Genomic DNA, 18128 nt, shown 5'->3' on the forward strand with positions numbered 1-18128 from the left:
CCCGCTCAGCCGATCTCCTCCAGCCTGACCGCGCGGTGCTCGAGGCTGGAGCGCCGGCAGGCCAATGCGATGCGGAGCGCCTCGACGGCGTCGGCGGCGGAACAGGCGCCCGGCAGCCCTTGGACCGGATTCCGGAGGAAGTGGTCGAGCTCGCGCTCGTAGCACGGCTGGAAGCGCTCGATGAAGTCGTACCACGGCGTCCCGGGCGGGAAATCGATGCCGGGCTCAGTGGAGCGGAACGGCACCTTCGCATCGAGCCCCACGTTGGCGGAGCCGTCGGTGCCCATCAGGTCGAGTCTCACCTCGTGGCCCTGACCGTTGTAGCGGGACACGTGGGCTGTGCCGACGGTGCCGTCGTCGAGTGTGATGATCGTGACCGCGTCGGAGAGGTCGTCGTAGTGGGCGAACTCGGCCATGCCCTTGCCGAGCCGGTGGTGTAGACCTCGACGACCTCCCGCCCCGTGACCCAGCGGATGATATCGAAATCGTGGACGTTGGCATCGAGGAAGATGCCGCCGGAGTGGGGGATGTAATCGGGGGTCGGTGGCACGTGGTCGCCGGTGACGCAGTGGAAGCGGCGCAACTCGCCGAGTTCCCCGGAATCGAGCAGCTCTTTGGCGCGGGTGTATCCGGCGTCGAATCGGCGCTGGAAGCCGATGTGGTGGGGCACCCCGTCTCCTCGAGCGCCCGGGCCGCATCACGTGATGCGGCAAGGTCGAGCCCGATGGGCTTCTCGCAGAACACGGGAAGGCCCGCCCGCGCGGACAAGGTGAGCAACTCGGCGTGGGTGGCCGTGCTGGTGGCGATGACGACGCCGTCAAGGCCGAGCGGGTTTGCGGGGTCGAACACCTCGTCGACCGTGGCAGTCCCGCACCCGAGGCTGTCGGCGAGCCTGGAGGCCCTCTCCGGTGTGGAGCCTGACAGTACCAGTCGGCCGACCAGCGGGTGGTCGAGCAGGATCCCGGCGTGCATCTCTCCGATGCGGCCGACGCCCACCAGCGCGATCACCAGGTCTGCGCGGGGTTGTCCATGAGACTCCTTTGTCCATACAAGCTTTGGGGCGATGCTAGGGATCGCGACTCGGTGATGTCAATGTTGCCGAAATCTTGATGTCACCCCATGGCCATGTTAATGTATAGACAAACTTCCGGCGTCGAAGCCGGGCAATGGAGGCAGACCATGACCCAGACCATCACCCACTGGATTGACGGGGCCCGTACGAGGGCCAGCCGACCGGCACCATCCCCGTGGAGAACCCGGCCACCGGCAAGGTGGACTCGGAGCTCCTCGCCGCGAGCCAGGCCGATCTCGACCACGCCGTCGCCGTCGCCGTCGAGGCCCAGAAGAAGTGGGCACGCACCTCGCTGGCCAAGCGCACCGCCATCATGTTCAAGATGCGCGAACTGGTGCTCGCCAACCAGGACGAGCTCGCCAAGTCGATCGTCAACGAGCACGGCAAGGACTACGGCGACGCGATCGGCGAGATCCAGCGCGGCCGCGAGACCCTCGACTTCGCCTGTGGCATCAACGCCGCCCTCAAGGGCGACTACTCGTTCGACATCTCCTCTGGTGTCGACATCCACACCGTCTCCCAGCCGGTCGGCGTCGTCGCGGGCATCTGCCCCTTCAACTTCCCCGTCATGGTGCCCATGTGGATGCACCCCGTCGCCATCGCCACCGGCAACGCCTTCATCCTCAAGCCGGCCAGCCCCACTCCGACCGCCTCGCTGCTGATGGCGAAGCTCTACAAGGAGGCAGGCCTCCCTGACGGCGTGTTCAACGTCGTCTCCGGTAACCGCGACATCGTCACCAAGATCCTTGAGCACCCCGGCATCGACGCCATCTCCTTCGTCGGCTCCACCCCGGTTGCCCACATCATCCAGGAGGTCGGCACCAAGCACGGCAAGCGCGTCCAGGCGCTCGGCGGTGCCAACAACCACGCCATCGTGATGCCCGACTCGGACCTCGAGTTCGCAGCCCAGCACATCGCCGCGGCCGCATTCGGTGCCGCGGGCGAGCGCTGCATGGCGCTGCCGGTTGTGGTCGCCGTCGGCGGCATCGGCCCGAAGCTCGCCGACATGGTCAAGGCATTCGGCGAGAAGATCAAGGTCGGCCACGGCCTCGGTGAGGGCGTCAACATGGGGCCGGTCATCTCGAAGGCCGCCAAGGAGCGCATCGTCGGCCTGATCGACGACGCCGAGAAGCGCGGCGCCACCGTCGTGCTCGACGGCCGCGAGCTCACGGTCGACGGCTACGAGGACGGCTTCTGGCTCGGCCCGACCATCCTCGACGACGTCCCGCTCGACGCCCCTGCCTACTACGAGGAGATCTTCGGCCCGGTCCTCACGATCGTGCACGCCGACTCCTATGACGAGGCCATCGAGATCGTCAACGGCTCCGAGTTCGGTAACGGCTCGGCCATCTTCACCAACGACGGTGGCACGGCCCGGCGCTTCACGCTCGATGTCGAGGCGGGCATGGTCGGCGTCAACGTGCCGATCCCGACGCCCGTCGCGTACTACTCCTTCGGTGGTTGGAAGGAGTCGCTGCTCGGCGACCTCCACATCCACGGCCCCGAGGGCGTCAAGTTCTACACCCGACTGAAGGCCATCACCAGCCGGTGGCCTTCCGAGAGCGGCCTCCACGCCGCGACCATGTCGTTCCAGCGCCAGGAGTGACCCTGGGCGCTCTGCGCACCGGGCAAGGGCAGGCCTTCGGGCCTGCCCTTGCCCGTCTCCGCAGCGGGTAGGGGCCGCATGGCAAGCTTGTCCCGTGACGAGACTGGTACTGACCTTCCCTGACTTCGACCCGGTGGCGATCAACCTCTTCGGGCTGAAGATTCACTGGTACGCCATCATGTATCTGCTCGCGTTCGCGCTTGCTTACTTCCTCATGATCCGGCGACTGCGCCACGAGCCGTTCCGGTCGATCACGAGGCCGGAGCCGTGGACGAAGACCGACGTGGAGGACATCCTCCTCGGCGCGATCCTCGGGGTTCTGATCGGCGGCCGGCTCGGCTACTGCCTCTTCTATCAACCCGCCCACTACCTGACGAACCCGCTCGACATCCTCAAGGTGTGGGACGGGGGCATGAGCTTCCACGGTGGCGCCATCGGCGTCGCGCTCGGGCTCGCCTGGTATGCCTGGAAGAAGAAGCGCCCCTTCCTCCAGGTGGCCGACTTCCTGGTGCCCGCGGCACCGATCGGGCTTGCCGCCGGGCGCTTCGGCAACTTCATCAACGGCGAGCTGTGGGGCCGTGAGGCCCCCGCCGGCCTGCCGTGGGCCATGATCTTCCCCACCGGCGGAGACGTCCCCCGCCATCCCTCGCAGCTCTACCAGATGCTGCTCGAGGGATCCTGCTGTTCATCCTGCTCTGGATCTACGCCCGCAAGCCGCGGTTCCGAGGCCAGGTGGCGGGCGCGTTCCTCTTCGGGTACGGCCTCTTCCGGTTCATCGCCGAGTTCTGGCGCGAGCCCGACTCCTACCTCGGGCTGCTCGGCCTCGGGTTCAGCATGGGTCAGTGGCTCTCGATCCCCATGATGATCGCGGGCCTGACCATCTGGATCTGGCCGCAAGGCGGAAGATTGACGACGTCGAGGCCCCGTCGAGACCGAGGCTGAGGATGTGGACAACTCGGGGATAACGCTGAGGCCGGAGCCCCGGAAATGAGGCCTCTGGCGATGCGTCCACGACGGAGGAACCCTACTCAGAGGCGCCTCCGGAGGTTGTCGACAACCCTCTGATCCGAGTTCTCCACAAGAGAGCGGAAATCGGGACGTCTGAAGATTCCTCAGCAGCTCTCAAAATAGGTCTGACAACCGCGGTTACCGTTAGCGGAGGAGGTGCAGGGGCTGTGGACAAACCGGTGGACAACCTGTGGGTGGCGACGCCCTCGTGCTCTATGACGCTGACTGCGGGTTCTGCACCGCATCGGTGCGTGTGGTGACCGGCCGCTGGTTCCTGGCGCGCGTGACGGCCGCGCCCTTTCAGTCCCAGGACTTACCAAGGCTCAGACTTTCTGTGGATAACTGCGAGGCTGCGCTGCATGTGCTAGCCGGCCGGGAGGTCCATGTTGGTGGCGCGGCGATCGCCCGCATCCTGCGGTCCTCGCGGGCGCCCTGGCCCCTCGTCGGCCGTGCGCTCGGCCTGCCGGTGATGCGGTGGATCACCGAGCGCTGCTACCGCCTCGTGGCGCGAAACCGGCACCGCCTGCCAGGTGGGACCGTGGCATGCGAGCTACGGGCCAACGACGTGCGCTAGTCCCCGAGCAGCTCCCCGATCCAGCTGGCCGGGTCGGCCAGTACATGCCGGAGTGCGGCAAGGCCCGCGCCCATCGAGGCGCGGAGAGGGGAGCGCTCGACAACCTCGGTCACGATCTTCGTCTGGTGTGACCACATCACCCGCACGTCCAGTTCGTCGGCGAGCCGGTCGCGCAGGAACGGTTCCAGCGGCCCGAGGTGCCCGCCGAGCCGGATGTTCTCGACGTCGAGCAGGTTGAGGGCCGCGCTCAGCGCGATGCCCAGTGCGGTGGCCGCGTCGTCGATCGTGCCGACGGCCGCCGCCTCCCCCGCCTCGGCGCCGGCGACGAGCGCGGCCAGGTCGGCGTAGCCGCTGCGTCGGAGCAGGGCCCTGGTGCCGGCCACCGTCTCGAGGCAGCCCCGGGCGCCGCAGCCGCACAGGTCGCCGTCGGGAGCGACACAGACGTGGCCGAGTTCGGCCGCCCACCCGCTGCGGCCCGTGAGGAGTTCGCCGTTGAAGGCGATGGCTGCGCCGACGCCGACCTCGCCGGTGACGTAGATGAAGGAGGCGGTGGGATCCTCGCGGAGGACGGTGAGCGCAGCGCAGTCGATGTCGTTGGCCGACCTGAGCGGGATGGAGACGCCGTCCACGTCCAGGTGCCAGAAGTCGGCCGGTGCCACGCCCTCCCAGCCCAGGTTCGGGGCCCGCAGCACGAGGGTGCCGGTGCGGTCGAGCAGCCCGGGGAGCGCGAGCACGGCCCCGGCGATCCGGGCCCCGGGGTGCGGACGGACAGCGCCTCTGCACCCAGCTCGGCGAGCTGCGTCATGACGTCCTGCGGGGTCAACGCCAGGACGTCGATGTTGCGGCGCCGCACGGCGAGCAGCTCGCCCGTCAGGTCGACGACCGATGCGACCAGCCGCTCGACATTGGCCTCCAGGCCGAGGCCGACGACGGTGCCCCCTGCAGACTGAGCGGCACCGCGGGGCGGCCGCGGGCTCCGGGGGTGGTCTCCCCCTCGTGCACGAGGCGGCCGGTGATGAGGTCGTCGACGAGCCGCGACACGGTGGAGCGGGTCATTCCGACCTCCGCCGCGATGTCTGCGCGGGAGATGGTGCCGGTGCCCCCAGGGATCCGGCTGAGGACGAGGGCCAAATTGGCGGCACGCACCGACGACTGCGTCATGCGTCCCGAACCGGGCTCCACGGTCATGGCGGCCTCCAAAGATCTTTCTCGGGTTGACACTAACCTGAGGACGTATAAGTATTATACTGAAACTAAACCGGACGAGGCGGTCCGGCAAACATCGATCAGAGGAGCCCCATGCGCACCCCAACCCCCGAAGACAGGTTCTCGTTCGGTCTCTGGACCGTCGGCTGGACCGGCACCGACCCGTTCGGTGGCAACACCCGCCCGGCCCTCGACCCGTGGGAGTACTCGGACAAGCTCGCCGAGCTCGGTGCGTGGGGCATCACGTTCCACGACAACGACGTCTACCCGTTCGACGCCCCGCCGAGGTAGCAAAGGCGCGTGTGGCGCAGCTGCGCGACGCGGCTGCGAAGGCCGGCCTCGTGATCGAGATGGTCACGACCAACACGTTCTCCCACCCGGTGTTCAAGGACGGCGGCCTCACCTCGAACGACCGCTCGGTGCGACGCTTCGGATTGAAGAAGGTGCTCAACGCCGTCGACATCGCCGCCGAGTCCGGCGCCTCCACGTTCGTGATGTGGGGCGGCCGGGAGGGCGCTGAGTACGACACCTCGAAGGACCTGTACGCCGCGTTCGCGCGCTACAAGGAGGGCCTCGACACCGTCGCGAGCTACATCAAGGAGAAGGGCTACGACCTGCGGATCGGGCTGGAACCCAAGCCGAACGAGCCCCGCGGCGACATCTTCCTCCCCACCATCGGGCACGCTCTCGGCCTGATCGCCGACCTCGACCACGGCGACATCGTCGGCCTCAACCCCGAGGTCGGTCACGAGCAGATGGCCAACCTCAACTACACGCACGGCATCGCGCAGGCCCTGTTCACCGGCAAGCTGTTCCACATCGACCTCAACGGCCAGAAGGGCCTGAAGTACGACCAGGACCTGGTGTTCGGCCACGGCGACCTGCTGAGCGCGTTCTTCACCGTCGATCTGCTGGTCAACGGGTTCCCGTCCTCGCCCGACGCGCCCCGCTACACCGGCCCCGTCCACTTCGACTACAAGCCGTCGCGCACCGAGGGCATGCAGGGGATCTGGGACTCGGCGAAGGCCAACATGGAGACCTACCTGATGCTCGCCGACAAGGCCCGCGCCTTCCGCGCCGACCCCGCGGTCGCAGCCCTGATGGAGGAGAACCTCATCGGGCAGCTCGCGGTGCCGACGCTCGGTGAGGGCGAGTCGGTCGCCGACTTCCTGGCCGCCGACGAGCCGTTCGACGCCGACGCCGCCGGTGCGCGCGAGTACCGCTTCGTGGAGCTCTACCAGGCGGCACTGCGCCACCTGATCGGCTGACCCGGGCTTCAGGCCAGGGCCGCGGCGATCAGTTCGCGGCCCGGCCTGCCAGCTCGGCCCGCCTCCCGCCGTCGACGAGGTCGCCCTGCGCATCCACGAAGCCGGCCTCACCCTGCGCGACGAGCGCCTGGTGGGCGGCCACGATGGCGGTCCCCTCGCGGAACGCCTCGGCAGCAGACCCGGGACAGGGCCGTCGAGGCAGGTCAGCGCCAGCGGTAGGCGGTTCGGCGTGTTGTGCTCGCTTCCCGCCATCACGATCAACCCGGCGTCGAGGAACGCCGCGACGTACTCCTCGACGCAGGCCGCCGTGTTGCGCACGGTGATCAGCTCCGCCGCGTGGAAGCCCGCGTCGCGGATCCGTCGGGCGAGGTCGACCGCGGGAGTCTCGTAGTCGCAGACGGGGCTGGCGCCATCGGCGACCGCGCAGTAGGTGGGGATTCCCCGAGCTCGAGGACCAGGGCGACGCCGTCGGCGAAGGGCACGGGGAGTCGGGCACGAAGGCCGCCTGCCCGTGCTTGAGCAGGGCCGCGCGCAGGGCGTTCTGCAGGTCGCCTGCGCCCGCGATGTCAGAGGTGGCGCCGATCAGTCGCCCGAGGACGGCCTGACGGTCTCCGGCGGGAAGCCCGAGGATCAGGTCGGCGAACGCGTGGGCGATGTGGCGCTCCTGCAGCGAGACCCAACCGCTCGGCACCTCGCTGCGGGCGGCGAGGTCGTCGGCGATGGTGGTCGCCGTCAGGGCATTGGGCAGGCCTGCATCGGTGACGAGGCCGCTCATCAGGGCGACCTGCCGCTCGGCCCGCTCGTCGTTGGCCCGCCGGATGCCCCGCCCGATCGCCGAGTCGCCCGCAGCCGCACGCTCCACGTTCAGCCCGCGGCCCTGCAGGTAGTAGCGGCCGGGTTCTGTGGGTCGTTGACCGTCCACCCGTCGCCTCGAGCTCGGAGTCGAGGGTGATGATCTCCGTGCCGGCCAGCGGATACAGGCCGGCGGCCCGCGCGTGCTCGAAGAAGCGGGGCAGTACCTGCAGGTCGAAGAAGTTCGACGTCCCGATCACCTCGAGCCCCTCGTCGCGGGCCTGCGCCAGCAGCGAGTCGAGCGTCACATCCGATGAGGCGTTCGGGGGAACGTGGACGTGGGTGTTGGCACTGAGCGGGCGGGTGGTCATGGGCGCTCCTCTGCGGTCCTGATCGGAACCGACCCTATCGGGTGTCGCCCTGCGCCTCAGAGCGACCCGATCGCCTCCCGGTACCGCTCCTCGATGACCTCGAGGTCGGCCCGGTGCCGGTCGATGCGGCAGCCGCGTTCGCGGAAGGAGATGCCCTCGACGGTCCACCGCTCCCGCGCCTCGTCCAGCAGACGCTCCGGCAGGCGGCCGTCGCGGTTGGTGACCCGCCACCAGGCGACCTCGGTGCCGTACTGGCTCATCACCCTCCGACCACGCGCGCCGTCGTCCCGACGATCTCGGCGATGTCGCCGTAGCTGACGACCGTGCCCGGGCCCACCTGTTCGACGGCGCGCAGCACGCGCTCGGTCAGCAGATCGGCGGCCTCGGACGACACGGTTCACCGCTCCCGGGGGCGAGCAGGCCGGGCAGCACGTCGTCGAGCCTGCCGCGGACCACCTCGTCGGCCTCGTCGTCATAGGTGGTGGGGAGTCGTTGACGATGACGCTGTAGGCGCCCTTCCCGATGGCGAGCGGGAACAGGGCGGCGACGGGATAGACGCTCAGCGTGGTGCCGACCGCCACGATGGCGTCGCAGTCCTCGGCCGCCTTCACCGAGGCCTCGAGCACGTCGGCGTCGAGCACCTCCTCGAACAGGATGACGGTGGCGCGGGTGATGCCGCCGCAGTGCGGGCAGCGTGGATCCTCCTCGCCCGCGTTGACGCGGGTGACCATCTCCTCCATCGGGCCGGTCCGGCCGCACATCTCGCAGCGCCACGTCCGCATCGACCCGTGCACCTCGTGCACCAGGTCGGGCGACGTGCCCGCGATCTGCTGCAGGCCGTCGGTGTTCTGCGTGATGACGGCGCGGAGCCTGCCCTGCCGCTCGAGATCGGCGATGGCAAGGTGCGCGATCGTCGGTTCCGCGGCCCAGGCGGCGGGATCGACCCGGCGACGCCAGGCCGCCCGGCGGACGTCCTCGTCGCGCAGGTACCAGGAGAGGTTCGAGACGAGCTCTGCGTACGGGTCGCGGGTCCACAGCCCGTCGGGTCCGCGGAAGTCGGGGATGCCCGCCGCGGTGGAGAGCCCGCCCCGCTGAGGATGACGATGCGATCGGCTTCTGACAACGACGAGACCTTGGCCATGGGCTCAAATCTAGTGGGCGGAGGAGGAACAAGCTGAGGCTTACCTCACCCCGCACGTGACCAATAGCGAACCAAGTGTTAGCGTAATTTCATGACGCTCGTGGAACGGTTCGCGGCCAGGCGCTGCACGACGGCACAGGCGCTGTCGCTCCCGACGCGCACACTCGACGTGCTGCCCGCCGGAGAGGCGTCCGCGATCCTCGGTTTCGACGTCGACGATCTGGTAACCCGCCGACTCTTCGACCTCGGTTTCACGCCCGGTGAGCAGGTGGAGCGACTCCGCCGCGCCCCCTGGGTGACCCCCTCATGTTCCGCGTCGGTGGCATCGAGATCGTGTTGCGCAGCACGGAGGCCCGCCGCATCCTGGTCGCCGCATGACCCACCAGCACCACGGTGCGGCGCCCGCACCGGCGCCCACCGGGGCGCGCAGGGTCGCGCTGGTCGGCTCACCCAACGCCGGGAAGACCACGCTCTTCAACGGCCTGACGGGCCTGCGGGCCAAGACCGGCAACTATCCGGGCGTGACCGTGGCCCGCTACGAGGGCTCTGTCGAGACGGCCACCGGCCAGGTTGTCGTCGAGGACCTCCCGGGCACCTACTCGCTCGACCCCATCAGCCCCGATGAGCAGATCGTCGCCACCGTGCTCGACGAGGCCGACAGCCTGGACGGCGTGCTCCTGGTGGTGGACGCCACCAACCTCCGGCGCGGACTCGGTCTGGTGACCCAGGTGTTGCAGGCGGGCCTGCCGACCACCGTCGTGCTCACGTTCCTGGACGAACTGGTGCGTCGCGGCGGGCGGGTCGACGCGGAGGCCCTCGGCCGCGCGCTCGGCCTCCGGGTGCTCCCCGTGGTGGCGGGCGAACGTCGCGGCGTCGAGGCCCTCCGTGACGTGCTGACCGACCCTGCCGGGTGGCAGACGCCTCCGTTCCCGCCGCCGACCGAGCCACAGGACGTCGTCGGCTGGGCGTCGTCGGTGCTGAAGTCGGCCCACTACGCGCCGCCCGACCCGGACTCCCGCACCGGGAGGCTCGACGGCGTGCTGCTGCACCCCGTGTGGGGCAGCCTCATCTTCTTCGCCGCGATGTTCCTCTTCTTCCAGACGATCTTCGTGGTCGCGGCGCCCCTGCAGGGATGGATCGAGCAGGGCTTCGCCTGGCTCGGCGAGGTGGCGCGCGCGAACATCCCCATCGGCTGGCTCGCGGGCTTCGTCGCCGACGCCCTGATCGGTGGCGTGGGCGGCGTGCTCGTGTTCCTGCCGCAGATCGCGCTGCTGTTCGTCCTCATCTCGCTGCTGGAGGGCACCGGCTATCTGTCGCGGGCCGCCTACCTGATGGACCGCGTCATGGCGACGGCCGGGCTCGAGGGCCGCGCGTTCGTGGCGCTGCTCAGTTCACTCGCCTGCGCCATCCCCGGCATCATGGCCACCCGCACGCTGCCGTCGGCGAGGGACCGACTCGCCACCATGATGGCCGCCCCGCTCATGACGTGCTCCGCGCGGCTGCCCGTCTACGTGCTGCTCATCTCGATGCTGGTGCCGGCCGACCTCGGGTGGGGACCCTTCCGGGCCCAGGGCGCCATCATGTTCGGCCTCTACCTGCTCGGCGCGGCCTCCGCGATGGCCGCCGCCTGGTTCTTCAAGCGCGTGGTCGGTCGCTCCGGCGCCGCGCTGCCCTTCTACATGGAGATGCCCTCGTACCGGCTGCCACGGCTGAAGACGGTCGGCATCTCGGTGCTCGATGCGAGCAAGGCGTTCCTGCGCAAGGTGACCTCGATCATCCTGCTCACCACCGTCGTGCTGTGGGCCCTGCTCAACCTGCCGATCCCCGGAAGCGCCGATCTCGCCGAGGCCGGGATCGACCCGGCCGACTCCGTCGCCGTCACCGCCTACACGCTCGACCACTCGGCCGCGGCCTGGCTGGGCCGCGCCGTCGAGCCCGTCTTCGAGCCGCTCGGGTTCGACTGGCGTGTCAACATCGGCGTCATCTCATCGCTGGCGGCGCGCGAGGTGTTCGTCTCGACGCTCGGCCAGGTCGCGTCGGCCTCCGACCCGGAGAACCCGGCCGCCGCCCTGGCCGGCTGGACCCACCAGGACGGCCCGGACCGGGGAAGCCTGTCTTCACCCCGGCCACCATCGCGGCCCTGCTGGTGTTCTTCGTCTACGCGATGCAGTGCATGTCGACGCTCGGCGTGATGCGCCGGGAGACGGGCACCTGGCGCTGGCCCGCCATCGCGTTCGGCTACCTCAGCGTCACTGCCTGGGTGATGGCATTCCTCGCCCACACCATCGTCGGAGCCTTCACATGAGACGCAGCATCCACCCCAGTCCGTGCCCGGTGAGCCGCAGGCCATCCGCTGGGTGACCGATGTCGACCTCCCCGTCGGGCTCGTCACGGCGGCGCCCGGCACCATCGGGCCGATGCTCGAGTACGGCGTGCTGACGAAGGCGTTCGTGGAGCGCGGCGGCATCTGGACCTGGCTCGATCCCGGCCGCACCTGGGCCGAGCACGGCCCCGGATCCGTGACGCCGTCGCCGACGCCGTCGATCTGGAGGGCTGGGAGGTCGAGGGAGACTCCGCCGAGTTGCTCGGCCTGATCGCCCGCGAGGTGCTGGAGGGGAACTGAAGAGCTACGTGGCCTCCCACGGCGGCCACATCACGGTGTCGGCGGCCACCGGGACACCCTCACTCTGGACTTCGGGGGCGCCTGCGAGGACTGCCCGGCCGCCGCCTCCACTCTGCACGACCGCATCGAGACGGCCGTCCGCGCCCGCTACCCGGGGCTCACGCGGATCGCCCGGTCCGGCGGAGAGCACGGGTCGGGGTGGCTCGGGCTGCCGGTGCCCGGGCGGGGCCGGTAGGGCCTCAGCGCGGTCGACGCTGGATCGCCGCGCCGACCGTGACGACGGCAACGGCGATCAGCCCCATTGCCGCGAGGCCCGGAAGGCGATCAGATCGAGCAGCACGCCCGCGCCCGTCGCCCCGGCCGCGCCGACGAGGTTCATGATCAGGTCGCTCCGGCCCTGGCGTCGCGTGCGAAGCCGCGGGGCGGTTGATTCCGTGAGCAGGGCGGCGCCCGCGACGGTCGAGGCGCTCCAGCCGAGGCCCAGCAGAATCAGCGAGGCGCCCACCACCGGCACCGACGACTGACCAACGACGGCGAGCAGCAGCGAGGCGACCAGGATCGCCTGCCCGACGAGCACCGTCGGGATCCGGCCGATCCGGTCCGACAGTGCTCCGAACACCGGGGACAGGGCGTACATGCCCGCGATGTGGAGGCTGATGGTGAGCCCGATGACGGTCAGTTCCGCCCCGTGGTGGATCAGGTGCACGGGCGTCATCGCCATCACGGAGATCATGACGGTGTGCGTCGCGGCGATCGCGAGGATCGCGAACCGTGCCCGGTGTGGCTGGTCGGGGCGGTCCGTCACGGTGTCCCCGGCGACGTGGTCGGTGGCGATCCGCTGCGCGAGCAGCAGTGGGTCGGGCCGCAGCCAGATCAGGTACAGCGCGATCGCGGCCACCTGCGCCACGATCGTGAACAGGTAGGCGCCGGTCAGGGTGGGCATCCCGACGAGGCGGCCCAGCGCCTCGCCCGGGCCCACGAGGTTCGGGCCGAGGACGGCGCCGATCGTGGTGGCCCACACCACCAGCGACAGGTCGCGACCGCGGGTCGCGTCGGTGGCGAGGTCGGTGGCCGCGAACCGCGACTGCAGGTTGGCCGCCTGCCCGCACCGATCAGCAGGAACGCGGCGAGCAGGAGCGGGAACCAGTCCTGGGCCCGCGCCAGGATCACCAGTGCGACGCCCGCGAGCGCGAGCACCATGCCCACCGCGAGCGCCACCCGGCGTCCCGAGACCGGGCCAGTGCGGCCAACGGAACGGCGAAGGCGGCCGCGCCGAGCGTCACGGCGGCGGTGGCGAGACCCGACAGGTCCTCCCGGCCCGACACAGCCCCGCCAGGACGGCGCCGAGCGACACGGTCGCGCCGAACGCGATCCCGCCCAGCACCTGGCCGAGCGACAGGACGACCAGCGCCCGGCGACGCACGGCGTCGACCTCGGCCGGAACCCCTGCGACGCTCATGCCCGCGCCGCCTCGTCGCCGTGCTTCGGGCCTCGTCGACCACCTTGGCCGGGCCGACCGTCAGGGCGGCGATGCCGGTGGTGATGGGCACGGCGAGGATCAGCCCGATCGCAGAGGCGAGCGTCCGGACGCCCTCGCCCGCGAACATCTCGAGGGTGAAGACGGCCATCAGGTCGCGCGTGGTGAAGAACAGCATGAGCAGCACCGTGAGGGCGGCGCCCGCGTAGGCGAAGACGATCGTGTAGATGGTCGAGGCGATGTGGTCGCGACCGATCCGCATGCCCGCGGCGAACACCCTGGTGCGGCTCCACTCGGGCGCCGCGGCGCGCAGCTCCCACACCGCGGACGCCTGCGTGATGGTGACGTCGTTGAGGACACCGAGGCCGCCGATGATGATGCCGACCATCAGGAGGTCCTGGAAGTTGATGGCGGGCGCCAGCTGGGCGAGGTCGTACTCGTTCTCGTCTGCGAAGCCCGACAGCCGCGCCGCCCGGACGGCGATCGCCCGAGCGCGGTGGTCACCGCGAGCCCGATCAGCGTTCCCGCAAGGGCGGCGGAGGTGCGCATCGAGACGCCGTGGGCCACGTAGAGGACGATGAACATGATGGCCGTCGAGCCCGACAGCGCCACCGCCATGCCGGGCTTCCCGACGATGATGGCCGGCAGCATGAACCCGATCAGCACGCCGGCCGCCACGACCAGACCCGCGATGGCGAGGAGGCCGCGGAGGCGGGCTACGGCGACCACGGCGATGATGAACAGCACGGTCAGCACGATCAGGACGGGCATCCGGTTGACGCCGCTGAACGAGAAGTGGGTGCCGTCGGCGGTCTCGACGCGGGCGACCTCGATGCCGTCGCCGGCCTTGAGCCCGTTGTGGACGCTCGCCCCGGTGAGCTCGATCGTGGTGTCTGCCCCGCGTCCGGCCCGCTTGTGATGTGGATGACCGCGGTCAGGCAGGCGGCCGTTCCCGACGGCGTCGCGACAGACGACTCGCAGCCCTCGGTGATGGTGACGATGGTGGCATCGGCGTAGCTGACGCCGGGGCGTCGACCACCTTCGTGAGGGCAGCGTCCAGTTCGGTGGAGCTGGGCCAGAGCCAGATCATCCCCGCGATGGCGAGCACGCCGAATACCGCGAGCAGGCCGAGCAGGTAGGTGCGGGCGCGCTGGCCGACCTCCACCACTGCGTGGCTGCCGTGCGAGTGTCCGTGGCCCATGCGCACAACGTACCGGCAGATCCGCGCCCAGCGGTTACTACAAGACGTAGGGGTATAGTCGACACGTGCTGGAAACGGACGTCCCGACGAGACCCGCGCGGCGCAGGCCGGATCCGAAGTGCCCGCTGCGCCCCGGTGAGCCGTGCACCCTCTGCCAGGCGAGCGTCACCGGCCCGCAGGACTGTGGACTCGTCTACCTGATCATGGACGATCCCGACGCCAGGGAGGCGCTCCGGGCCTCCAAGCTGCGCTGAGCCCTTGCCGCCTGCCGGTATCCTCCCGTTCATGGATCAAGCCCCGCCGCCTGCTACCGCCATCCGGACGAACAGACCCGGATCACGTGCCAGCGTTGTGGGCGCCCCATCTGCCATCAGTGCATGATCCCCGGTTCCGTCGGGTTCCAGTGCCCGAGTGCGTCACCCGCGGGATGCGGGAGACCCGGCAACACGAGCTGCCCCACGGCGGCGCCCGGAGCCGCGACCCGCGACTCACCTCGATAATCCTGATCGTGGTCAACGCGATCGTGTGGCTAGGGATGCGCATCACCAACAGCTACGACGGCCCCTCTACGAGTCGCTCGCCCTGATGCCGCAGGGCCAGTGCGTCGGCGGCGGACGGATCTTCATCGGCGTCCCGGAGCAGGCCTGCGGGGCCGGCCTGAACGGCGCCACCCACTGGGTCGACGGCGTCGCAAGCGGGGCCTTCTGGCAGGTGCTGACCTCAGGCTTCGCCCACGTCGGCATCACGCACATCCTGTTCAACATGCTCGTCCTGTGGATGCTCGGCCCGTCGATCGAACAGGTCCTCGGGCGGGTTCGCTACCTGGCTGTCTACTTCGTCGCGCTGATCGGCGGCTCGGCCGGTGTGATGCTGTTCTCCGAGCCGTGGGCCTCGGTCGTCGGCGCCTCCGGCGCGATCTACGGCCTGATGGGGGCCCTGCTGGTGCTCGCGATCCGGCACGAGGGCAATGTGCGCAACATCCTCGTGTGGCTCGGCATCAACGTGGCCATCTCCTTCACGTTCCCCAACATCTCGTGGGAGGGCCACCTCGGCGGCCTGCTCGGCGGTGCCGCCGTCGCCGCGATCCTCGCCTACCTGCCCAAGGAGCGCCGCAACCTGCAGTGGCCACTGATCGGGGCGGTGGCCGCGGTGTTCGTCGTGATCATCGTGGCGAGGGCACTGCAGCTGGCCTGACCGGGGCGCTCAGGGGCGCGCCAACGCGTGCCGCAGCGCCTCGTCGAGGGTCGGCTCACCGAACCGGAAGCCCGACCCCGTCAGCTTGGCCGAGCTGATCTTCTGATCGGTGTCGATCAGCTCGGAGCGACCCTCGGAGCCGAGGATCAGCTCTGGGCCGAACGCGGGCGTCGGCAGCCAGGCCGGTCGGTGCAGCGCGGATCCGAGCGCGTCCGCGAAGCCCTGCTGCGTCGTCGGCGTCGGGCCCACCGCGTTGACGGCGCCCTCGAGTGGCGGTGTGAACGCTGCGTGGACGTAGGCGCGGGCGAGATCGTCCAGACCGATCCAGCTCATCGACTGGGTCGCCCCGGCCAGCCGCCCGCCTGCCCCGACCAGGAACAGCGGCACCTGCGGCGGCACCGCCCCGCCCCCGAGCTCAGCACGATGCCGGTGCGGAGGAACACGGTGCGGACCCCGGCTCGCTGGGCGGGGCTGCCGCGCGCTCCCAGGCCCGCACGACGTCGGCGAGGAACCCCTGCCCAGCGCGGAGTCCTCCGTGAGGAGCTCGCCGGGCCTGCGCGGCCCGTAGCCGCCGATCGCGGAGGCCTGCACCAACGTCGCCCCGGTCGCCTCCCGCGCCATGGCCTCGGCCAGGGTGGTGGTGCTGTCGATCCGCGAGCGCAGGATGTCCGCCTTCCTGGTGGGAGTGAAGCGGCCACCGATCGTCGCGCCCGACAGGTTGATCACGACCGATGCCTCCTCCAGGGCGCCCTTCGGCAGCCACAGGGTGCGGGGTTCCCACCGCAGTTCGTCCCTGGCCCGGGTGTCGCGCCGGACCAGCCGCACCACCCGGTGGCCCGCGGTGGTGAGCAGCGCCGTCAGCTGGGTGCCCACCAGCCCGGACGCGCCCGAGACGACCACGGTCGACGAGGGAGTTCCCAGCCGTGCGAGCAGGGCGAGGTCGCCTCGCAGCTGCCGCTCGCGGAACGCGAAGAGCCCCGCCAACTGCCGCTCGACGACCGACCGCGGCACGGCGCGCGGCAGCTCCCAGGTGACGGTGTCGGTGATGACGGTGCCGCCGTCGGGCCCGTCGCTGAAGTCGTGCTCGTGCCGCCAGGAGCGGAACGGGCCGTGCACCTGCTCGTCGACGAAGCGTTGGTTGTCGACCAGTTCGACGTGGCGCACCAGCCAGTCGACGCCGACGGGGCCGATCCCCACCCTCAGGGGCAGCTCGGAGCCGGGGTTGATCCCGTCGGTGGGACCGCTGCGCAGGGCCGCGAGCCCCGGTGGCGTGAGGCGGACGAAACCGCCGGGCCGGGTGTGCCAGGCGAACACCTCCGAGCGGGGCGCCGGGTAGCTGGAGACGTGGGTGAACGTGGGCATCGTCGCTCCTCGGTCGGGAAACCCAGCCTATCCCGGGCAGCCGCGGATCAGGGCAAACCCTCAACCATCACCTGAGAAAAACTGAGAGAGACTAGGTAAACCCTCAGGGTTCGCTTAGTGTTGAACGGCCAGGTTCCTAAACGCTCGAGGGGAAGACGAACGTGAAGAAGGCCTTAGGCGCGGTATTTGCCGTGCTCCTGATCGGCGTGCTCAGCGTCGTCGGTTCTCCGACGGCGAGGGCCGACGACCTCCCGGACTTTCCGATGGCGCTGCCCGTCGGGTGGGGTCTGACGGTGCAGGCGGGTGGCACGCACACCTTCAGCTCCGGGGTGCGGTCATCCGTCGATCTCGGAGCCTCCGGGGTGCGTCCGTCCCGGTCGTCGCGGCCGCCGACGGCGTGATCTCGACCGTCAAGGCCGGCTGCCAGGTCGTCATCACCCACTCCGGAGGGTGGCAGACGCGCTACTACCACCTCAAGTCGATCCCGGGCTTCAGTGTCGGGCAGAAGGTCACCGCGGGCACCAAGCTCGGGATGACGGCGATGCCCGGCTCCGAGACCTGCGGCCGCGGAACCTTCCGTCACGTGCACTTCAGCCTCATGAAGGATGGCAGGGAGGTGCCGATCGACGGTCTCTCGCTCGGCGGCTACACCATCAACTCGACCGGTGGCGCCTACTGCGGCTACTGGACCCGCGACTCGAACGGTGCCGTCGTGGCCGACGCGCGCCGCTCCTGCTACGCCGTGCCGAAGGTGACGAACAACCTGATCCACCCTGACGATCTCGAACGGGCGGCGGACACCCCCTCCGCGATGAGGACCGTCCGGAGATCGCGGACAAGGACACGATCTCGCCCGAACTGCTCTACATCACCCGGGCCAGCACACCGTCGGCGGTCGCGCCTGGCGGACGGCGTGTGAGCCCTACTCGAGTTCCACGACGCGCTGCCGCACCGAGATCTGGGCGGCCACCGTCGTCTCCGAGGGCGACAGGTTTGTCCGCAAGGAGGCGTGGACCTTCAACAACCTGACCTATCCCGCCTCGCCGCGGAGCGTGTGGGCTGAGAACCCCTCGGAAATGCCCCTCGGGCGGCAAGGCCGAGTGGAAGGGCACCGACGGCCGTAAGTGGTACACGGAGTGCGACACGGCAGCCACGGGCAAGGGCGCCTGCCGCGCCTACGCCTGGGCGACGGTGGTGGACGCCAAGCCCCGCTCCTCGGGCGGATACGACTTC

General features: G+C 70.0%; 20 protein-coding genes and 7 pseudogenes. 15 read left to right on the forward strand and 12 right to left on the reverse strand.

All coding sequences use genetic code 11. The features are described 5' to 3' along the window. Positions 1-5: 5 nt before the first annotated feature. The 3 genes and pseudogenes from G7085_RS25955 to G7085_RS34940 form a co-directional block, all read right to left on the reverse strand. Entirely contained in the window at positions 6-416 is a 411-nt protein-coding gene (locus G7085_RS25955; RefSeq protein WP_269451851.1) for a Gfo/Idh/MocA family oxidoreductase, read from the reverse strand. Next, complete coding sequence (locus G7085_RS30355) at positions 299-670, reverse strand: Gfo/Idh/MocA family protein (protein ID WP_197511202.1); 372 nt, start codon at positions 668-670, stop codon at positions 299-301. The genes G7085_RS25955 and G7085_RS30355 overlap by 118 nt, the downstream gene beginning before the upstream one ends. A 53-nt stretch (positions 671-723) precedes the next feature. Further along, a pseudogene (locus G7085_RS34940) lies at positions 724-972 on the reverse strand (Gfo/Idh/MocA family oxidoreductase); the annotation flags it as partial. A 207-nt stretch (positions 973-1179) separates the two neighbouring features. Here G7085_RS34940 and G7085_RS12525 point away from each other — a divergent pair. The 3 genes and pseudogenes from G7085_RS12525 (at position 1180) to G7085_RS12535 (ending at position 4260) form a co-directional block, all read left to right on the forward strand. Beyond that, positions 1180-2678, forward strand: a pseudogene (locus G7085_RS12525) (CoA-acylating methylmalonate-semialdehyde dehydrogenase). Positions 2679-2811: 133 nt separating this feature from the next. Then, positions 2812-3620 (forward strand): annotated as a pseudogene (gene lgt / locus G7085_RS12530) (prolipoprotein diacylglyceryl transferase). A gap of 274 nt (positions 3621-3894) precedes the next feature. Beyond that, positions 3895-4260 carry a thiol-disulfide oxidoreductase DCC family protein gene (locus G7085_RS12535; protein WP_197511203.1) on the forward strand — a complete coding sequence of 122 codons (366 nt, stop codon included), beginning with the start codon at positions 3895-3897 and terminating at the stop codon, positions 4258-4260. Here G7085_RS12535 and G7085_RS12540 read toward each other — a convergent pair. Both G7085_RS12540 and G7085_RS12545 read right to left on the reverse strand, forming a co-directional pair. Next, positions 4257-4994, reverse strand: coding sequence for an ROK family protein (locus G7085_RS12540; protein WP_197511204.1), 738 nt, complete (start codon positions 4992-4994; stop codon positions 4257-4259). The two genes, G7085_RS12535 and G7085_RS12540, sit on opposite strands and share 4 nt — an antisense overlap. A 136-nt stretch (positions 4995-5130) precedes the next feature. Continuing rightward, positions 5131-5448: a MarR family transcriptional regulator gene (locus G7085_RS12545; protein WP_197511205.1), complete on the reverse strand. Its 318-nt coding sequence runs from the start codon at positions 5446-5448 to the stop codon at positions 5131-5133. Between the two features lie 111 nt (positions 5449-5559). On the opposite strand from G7085_RS12545, the gene G7085_RS25965 reads away from it, so the two are divergent. Both G7085_RS25965 and xylA read left to right on the forward strand, forming a co-directional pair. After that, positions 5560-5757, forward strand: a complete 198-nt coding sequence (locus G7085_RS25965) for a hypothetical protein (protein ID WP_231979477.1) — start codon at positions 5560-5562, stop codon at positions 5755-5757. Between the two features lie 11 nt (positions 5758-5768). Further along, positions 5769-6734, forward strand: coding sequence for a xylose isomerase (xylA, locus tag G7085_RS12550; protein WP_331715646.1), 966 nt, complete (start codon positions 5769-5771; stop codon positions 6732-6734). A 28-nt stretch (positions 6735-6762) separates the two neighbouring features. Here xylA and G7085_RS12555 read toward each other — a convergent pair whose 3' ends face one another. Then, positions 6763-7656 carry a hypothetical protein gene (locus G7085_RS12555; protein ID WP_197511206.1) on the reverse strand — a complete coding sequence of 298 codons (894 nt, stop codon included), beginning with the start codon at positions 7654-7656 and terminating at the stop codon, positions 6763-6765. Positions 7657-7685: 29 nt separating this feature from the next. Here G7085_RS12555 and G7085_RS12560 point away from each other — a divergent pair, with 29 nt between their 5' ends. Further along, on the forward strand, positions 7686-7919 hold the full coding sequence (locus G7085_RS12560) for a hypothetical protein (protein WP_197511207.1): 234 nt from the start codon (positions 7686-7688) through the stop codon (positions 7917-7919). Positions 7920-7953: 34 nt separating this feature from the next. Here G7085_RS12560 and G7085_RS36325 read toward each other — a convergent pair whose 3' ends face one another. Further along, positions 7954-8961, reverse strand: a complete 1008-nt coding sequence (locus G7085_RS36325; protein WP_456300414.1) for an SIR2 family NAD-dependent protein deacylase — start codon at positions 8959-8961, stop codon at positions 7954-7956. Positions 8962-9129: 168 nt separating this feature from the next. Between G7085_RS36325 and G7085_RS34945 the strand changes: the two are divergent. The 4 genes and pseudogenes from G7085_RS34945 to G7085_RS34950 all read left to right on the forward strand — a co-directional run. Then, positions 9130-9416: pseudogene (locus G7085_RS34945) on the forward strand (FeoA family protein). Continuing rightward, positions 9413-11343: pseudogene (gene feoB / locus G7085_RS12580) on the forward strand (ferrous iron transporter B). Before G7085_RS34945 ends, feoB begins: the two co-directional pseudogenes overlap by 4 nt. Positions 11344-11395: 52 nt before the next feature. After that, positions 11396-11632, forward strand: coding sequence for a hypothetical protein (locus G7085_RS12585; protein ID WP_197511208.1), 237 nt, complete (start codon positions 11396-11398; stop codon positions 11630-11632). A 90-nt stretch (positions 11633-11722) separates the two neighbouring features. Further along, positions 11723-11896, forward strand: a pseudogene (locus tag G7085_RS34950) (NifU family protein); the annotation flags it as partial. A gap of 57 nt (positions 11897-11953) precedes the next feature. On the opposite strand, the gene G7085_RS32640 reads toward G7085_RS34950, so the two are convergent. From G7085_RS32640 to G7085_RS12615, 4 genes and pseudogenes are all read right to left on the reverse strand, one after another. Further along, the gene (locus tag G7085_RS32640) at positions 11954-12682 is read right to left on the reverse strand and encodes an MFS transporter (protein ID WP_197511209.1); all 729 of its coding nucleotides are present in this window, start codon (positions 12680-12682) and stop codon (positions 11954-11956) included. Then, positions 12592-12879 carry a hypothetical protein gene (locus G7085_RS12600; RefSeq protein WP_231979479.1) on the reverse strand — a complete coding sequence of 96 codons (288 nt, stop codon included), beginning with the start codon at positions 12877-12879 and terminating at the stop codon, positions 12592-12594. Before G7085_RS12600 ends, G7085_RS32640 begins: the two co-directional genes overlap by 91 nt. Further along, positions 12828-13909 (reverse strand): annotated as a pseudogene (locus tag G7085_RS25985) (YibE/F family protein). The gene G7085_RS12600 and the pseudogene G7085_RS25985 overlap by 52 nt, the downstream one beginning before the upstream one ends. A 163-nt stretch (positions 13910-14072) precedes the next feature. Continuing rightward, positions 14073-14339, reverse strand: coding sequence for a hypothetical protein (locus G7085_RS12615; protein ID WP_197511212.1), 267 nt, complete (start codon positions 14337-14339; stop codon positions 14073-14075). Between the two features lie 65 nt (positions 14340-14404). Here G7085_RS12615 and G7085_RS12620 point away from each other — a divergent pair, with 65 nt between their 5' ends. The 3 genes from G7085_RS12620 to G7085_RS12630 all read left to right on the forward strand — a co-directional run bounded on the left by G7085_RS12620 (position 14405) and on the right by G7085_RS12630 (position 15533). Then, positions 14405-14593 carry a DUF6767 domain-containing protein gene (locus G7085_RS12620; protein WP_197513074.1) on the forward strand — a complete coding sequence of 63 codons (189 nt, stop codon included), beginning with the start codon at positions 14405-14407 and terminating at the stop codon, positions 14591-14593. 149 nt (positions 14594-14742) lie between these two features. Next, complete coding sequence (locus G7085_RS12625) at positions 14743-14925, forward strand: hypothetical protein (protein ID WP_231979480.1); 183 nt, start codon at positions 14743-14745, stop codon at positions 14923-14925. Further along, a complete protein-coding gene (locus tag G7085_RS12630; protein WP_197511213.1) occupies positions 14925-15533 on the forward strand; it encodes a rhomboid family intramembrane serine protease in 609 nt (202 codons plus the stop codon). The genes G7085_RS12625 and G7085_RS12630 overlap by 1 nt, the downstream gene beginning before the upstream one ends. Before the next feature lie 9 nt (positions 15534-15542). Here the strand turns inward: G7085_RS12630 and G7085_RS12635 are convergent, their stop codons facing one another. Then, positions 15543-16895: an SDR family oxidoreductase gene (locus G7085_RS12635; protein ID WP_197511214.1), complete on the reverse strand. Its 1353-nt coding sequence runs from the start codon at positions 16893-16895 to the stop codon at positions 15543-15545. A 161-nt stretch (positions 16896-17056) separates the two neighbouring features. On the opposite strand from G7085_RS12635, the gene G7085_RS12640 reads away from it, so the two are divergent. Then, on the forward strand, positions 17057-17296 hold the full coding sequence (locus G7085_RS12640; RefSeq protein WP_197511215.1) for a hypothetical protein: 240 nt from the start codon (positions 17057-17059) through the stop codon (positions 17294-17296). Continuing rightward, entirely contained in the window at positions 17293-17814 is a 522-nt protein-coding gene (locus tag G7085_RS12645) for a M23 family metallopeptidase (protein WP_197511216.1), read from the forward strand. Before G7085_RS12640 ends, G7085_RS12645 begins: the two co-directional genes overlap by 4 nt. The last annotated feature ends 314 nt before the right edge of the window (positions 17815-18128 follow it).

The sequence above is a fragment of the Tessaracoccus coleopterorum genome, assembly GCF_011174705.1.
In the GTDB taxonomy this organism is placed as follows: domain Bacteria; phylum Actinomycetota; class Actinomycetes; order Propionibacteriales; family Propionibacteriaceae; genus Arachnia; species Arachnia coleopterorum.

Excerpts from the sequence above, each read along its gene's own strand:
- G7085_RS12615 (WP_197511212.1), bottom strand. The coding sequence starts at position 14,339 with ATGGGCCACGGACACTCGCACGGCAGCCACGCAGTGGTGGAGGTCGGC.
- G7085_RS12630 (WP_197511213.1), top strand. The coding sequence starts at position 14,925 with ATGCCGCAGGGCCAGTGCGTCGGCGGCGGACGGATCTTCATCGGCGTC.
- G7085_RS12635 (WP_197511214.1), bottom strand. The coding sequence starts at position 16,895 with ATGCCCACGTTCACCCACGTCTCCAGCTACCCGGCGCCCCGCTCGGAG.
- G7085_RS12560 (WP_197511207.1), top strand. The coding sequence starts at position 7,686 with ATGATCTCCGTGCCGGCCAGCGGATACAGGCCGGCGGCCCGCGCGTGC.
- G7085_RS25965 (WP_231979477.1), top strand. The coding sequence starts at position 5,560 with ATGCGCACCCCAACCCCCGAAGACAGGTTCTCGTTCGGTCTCTGGACC.
- G7085_RS12545 (WP_197511205.1), bottom strand. The coding sequence starts at position 5,448 with ATGACCGTGGAGCCCGGTTCGGGACGCATGACGCAGTCGTCGGTGCGT.
- G7085_RS25955 (WP_269451851.1), bottom strand. The coding sequence starts at position 416 with ATGGCCGAGTTCGCCCACTACGACGACCTCTCCGACGCGGTCACGATC.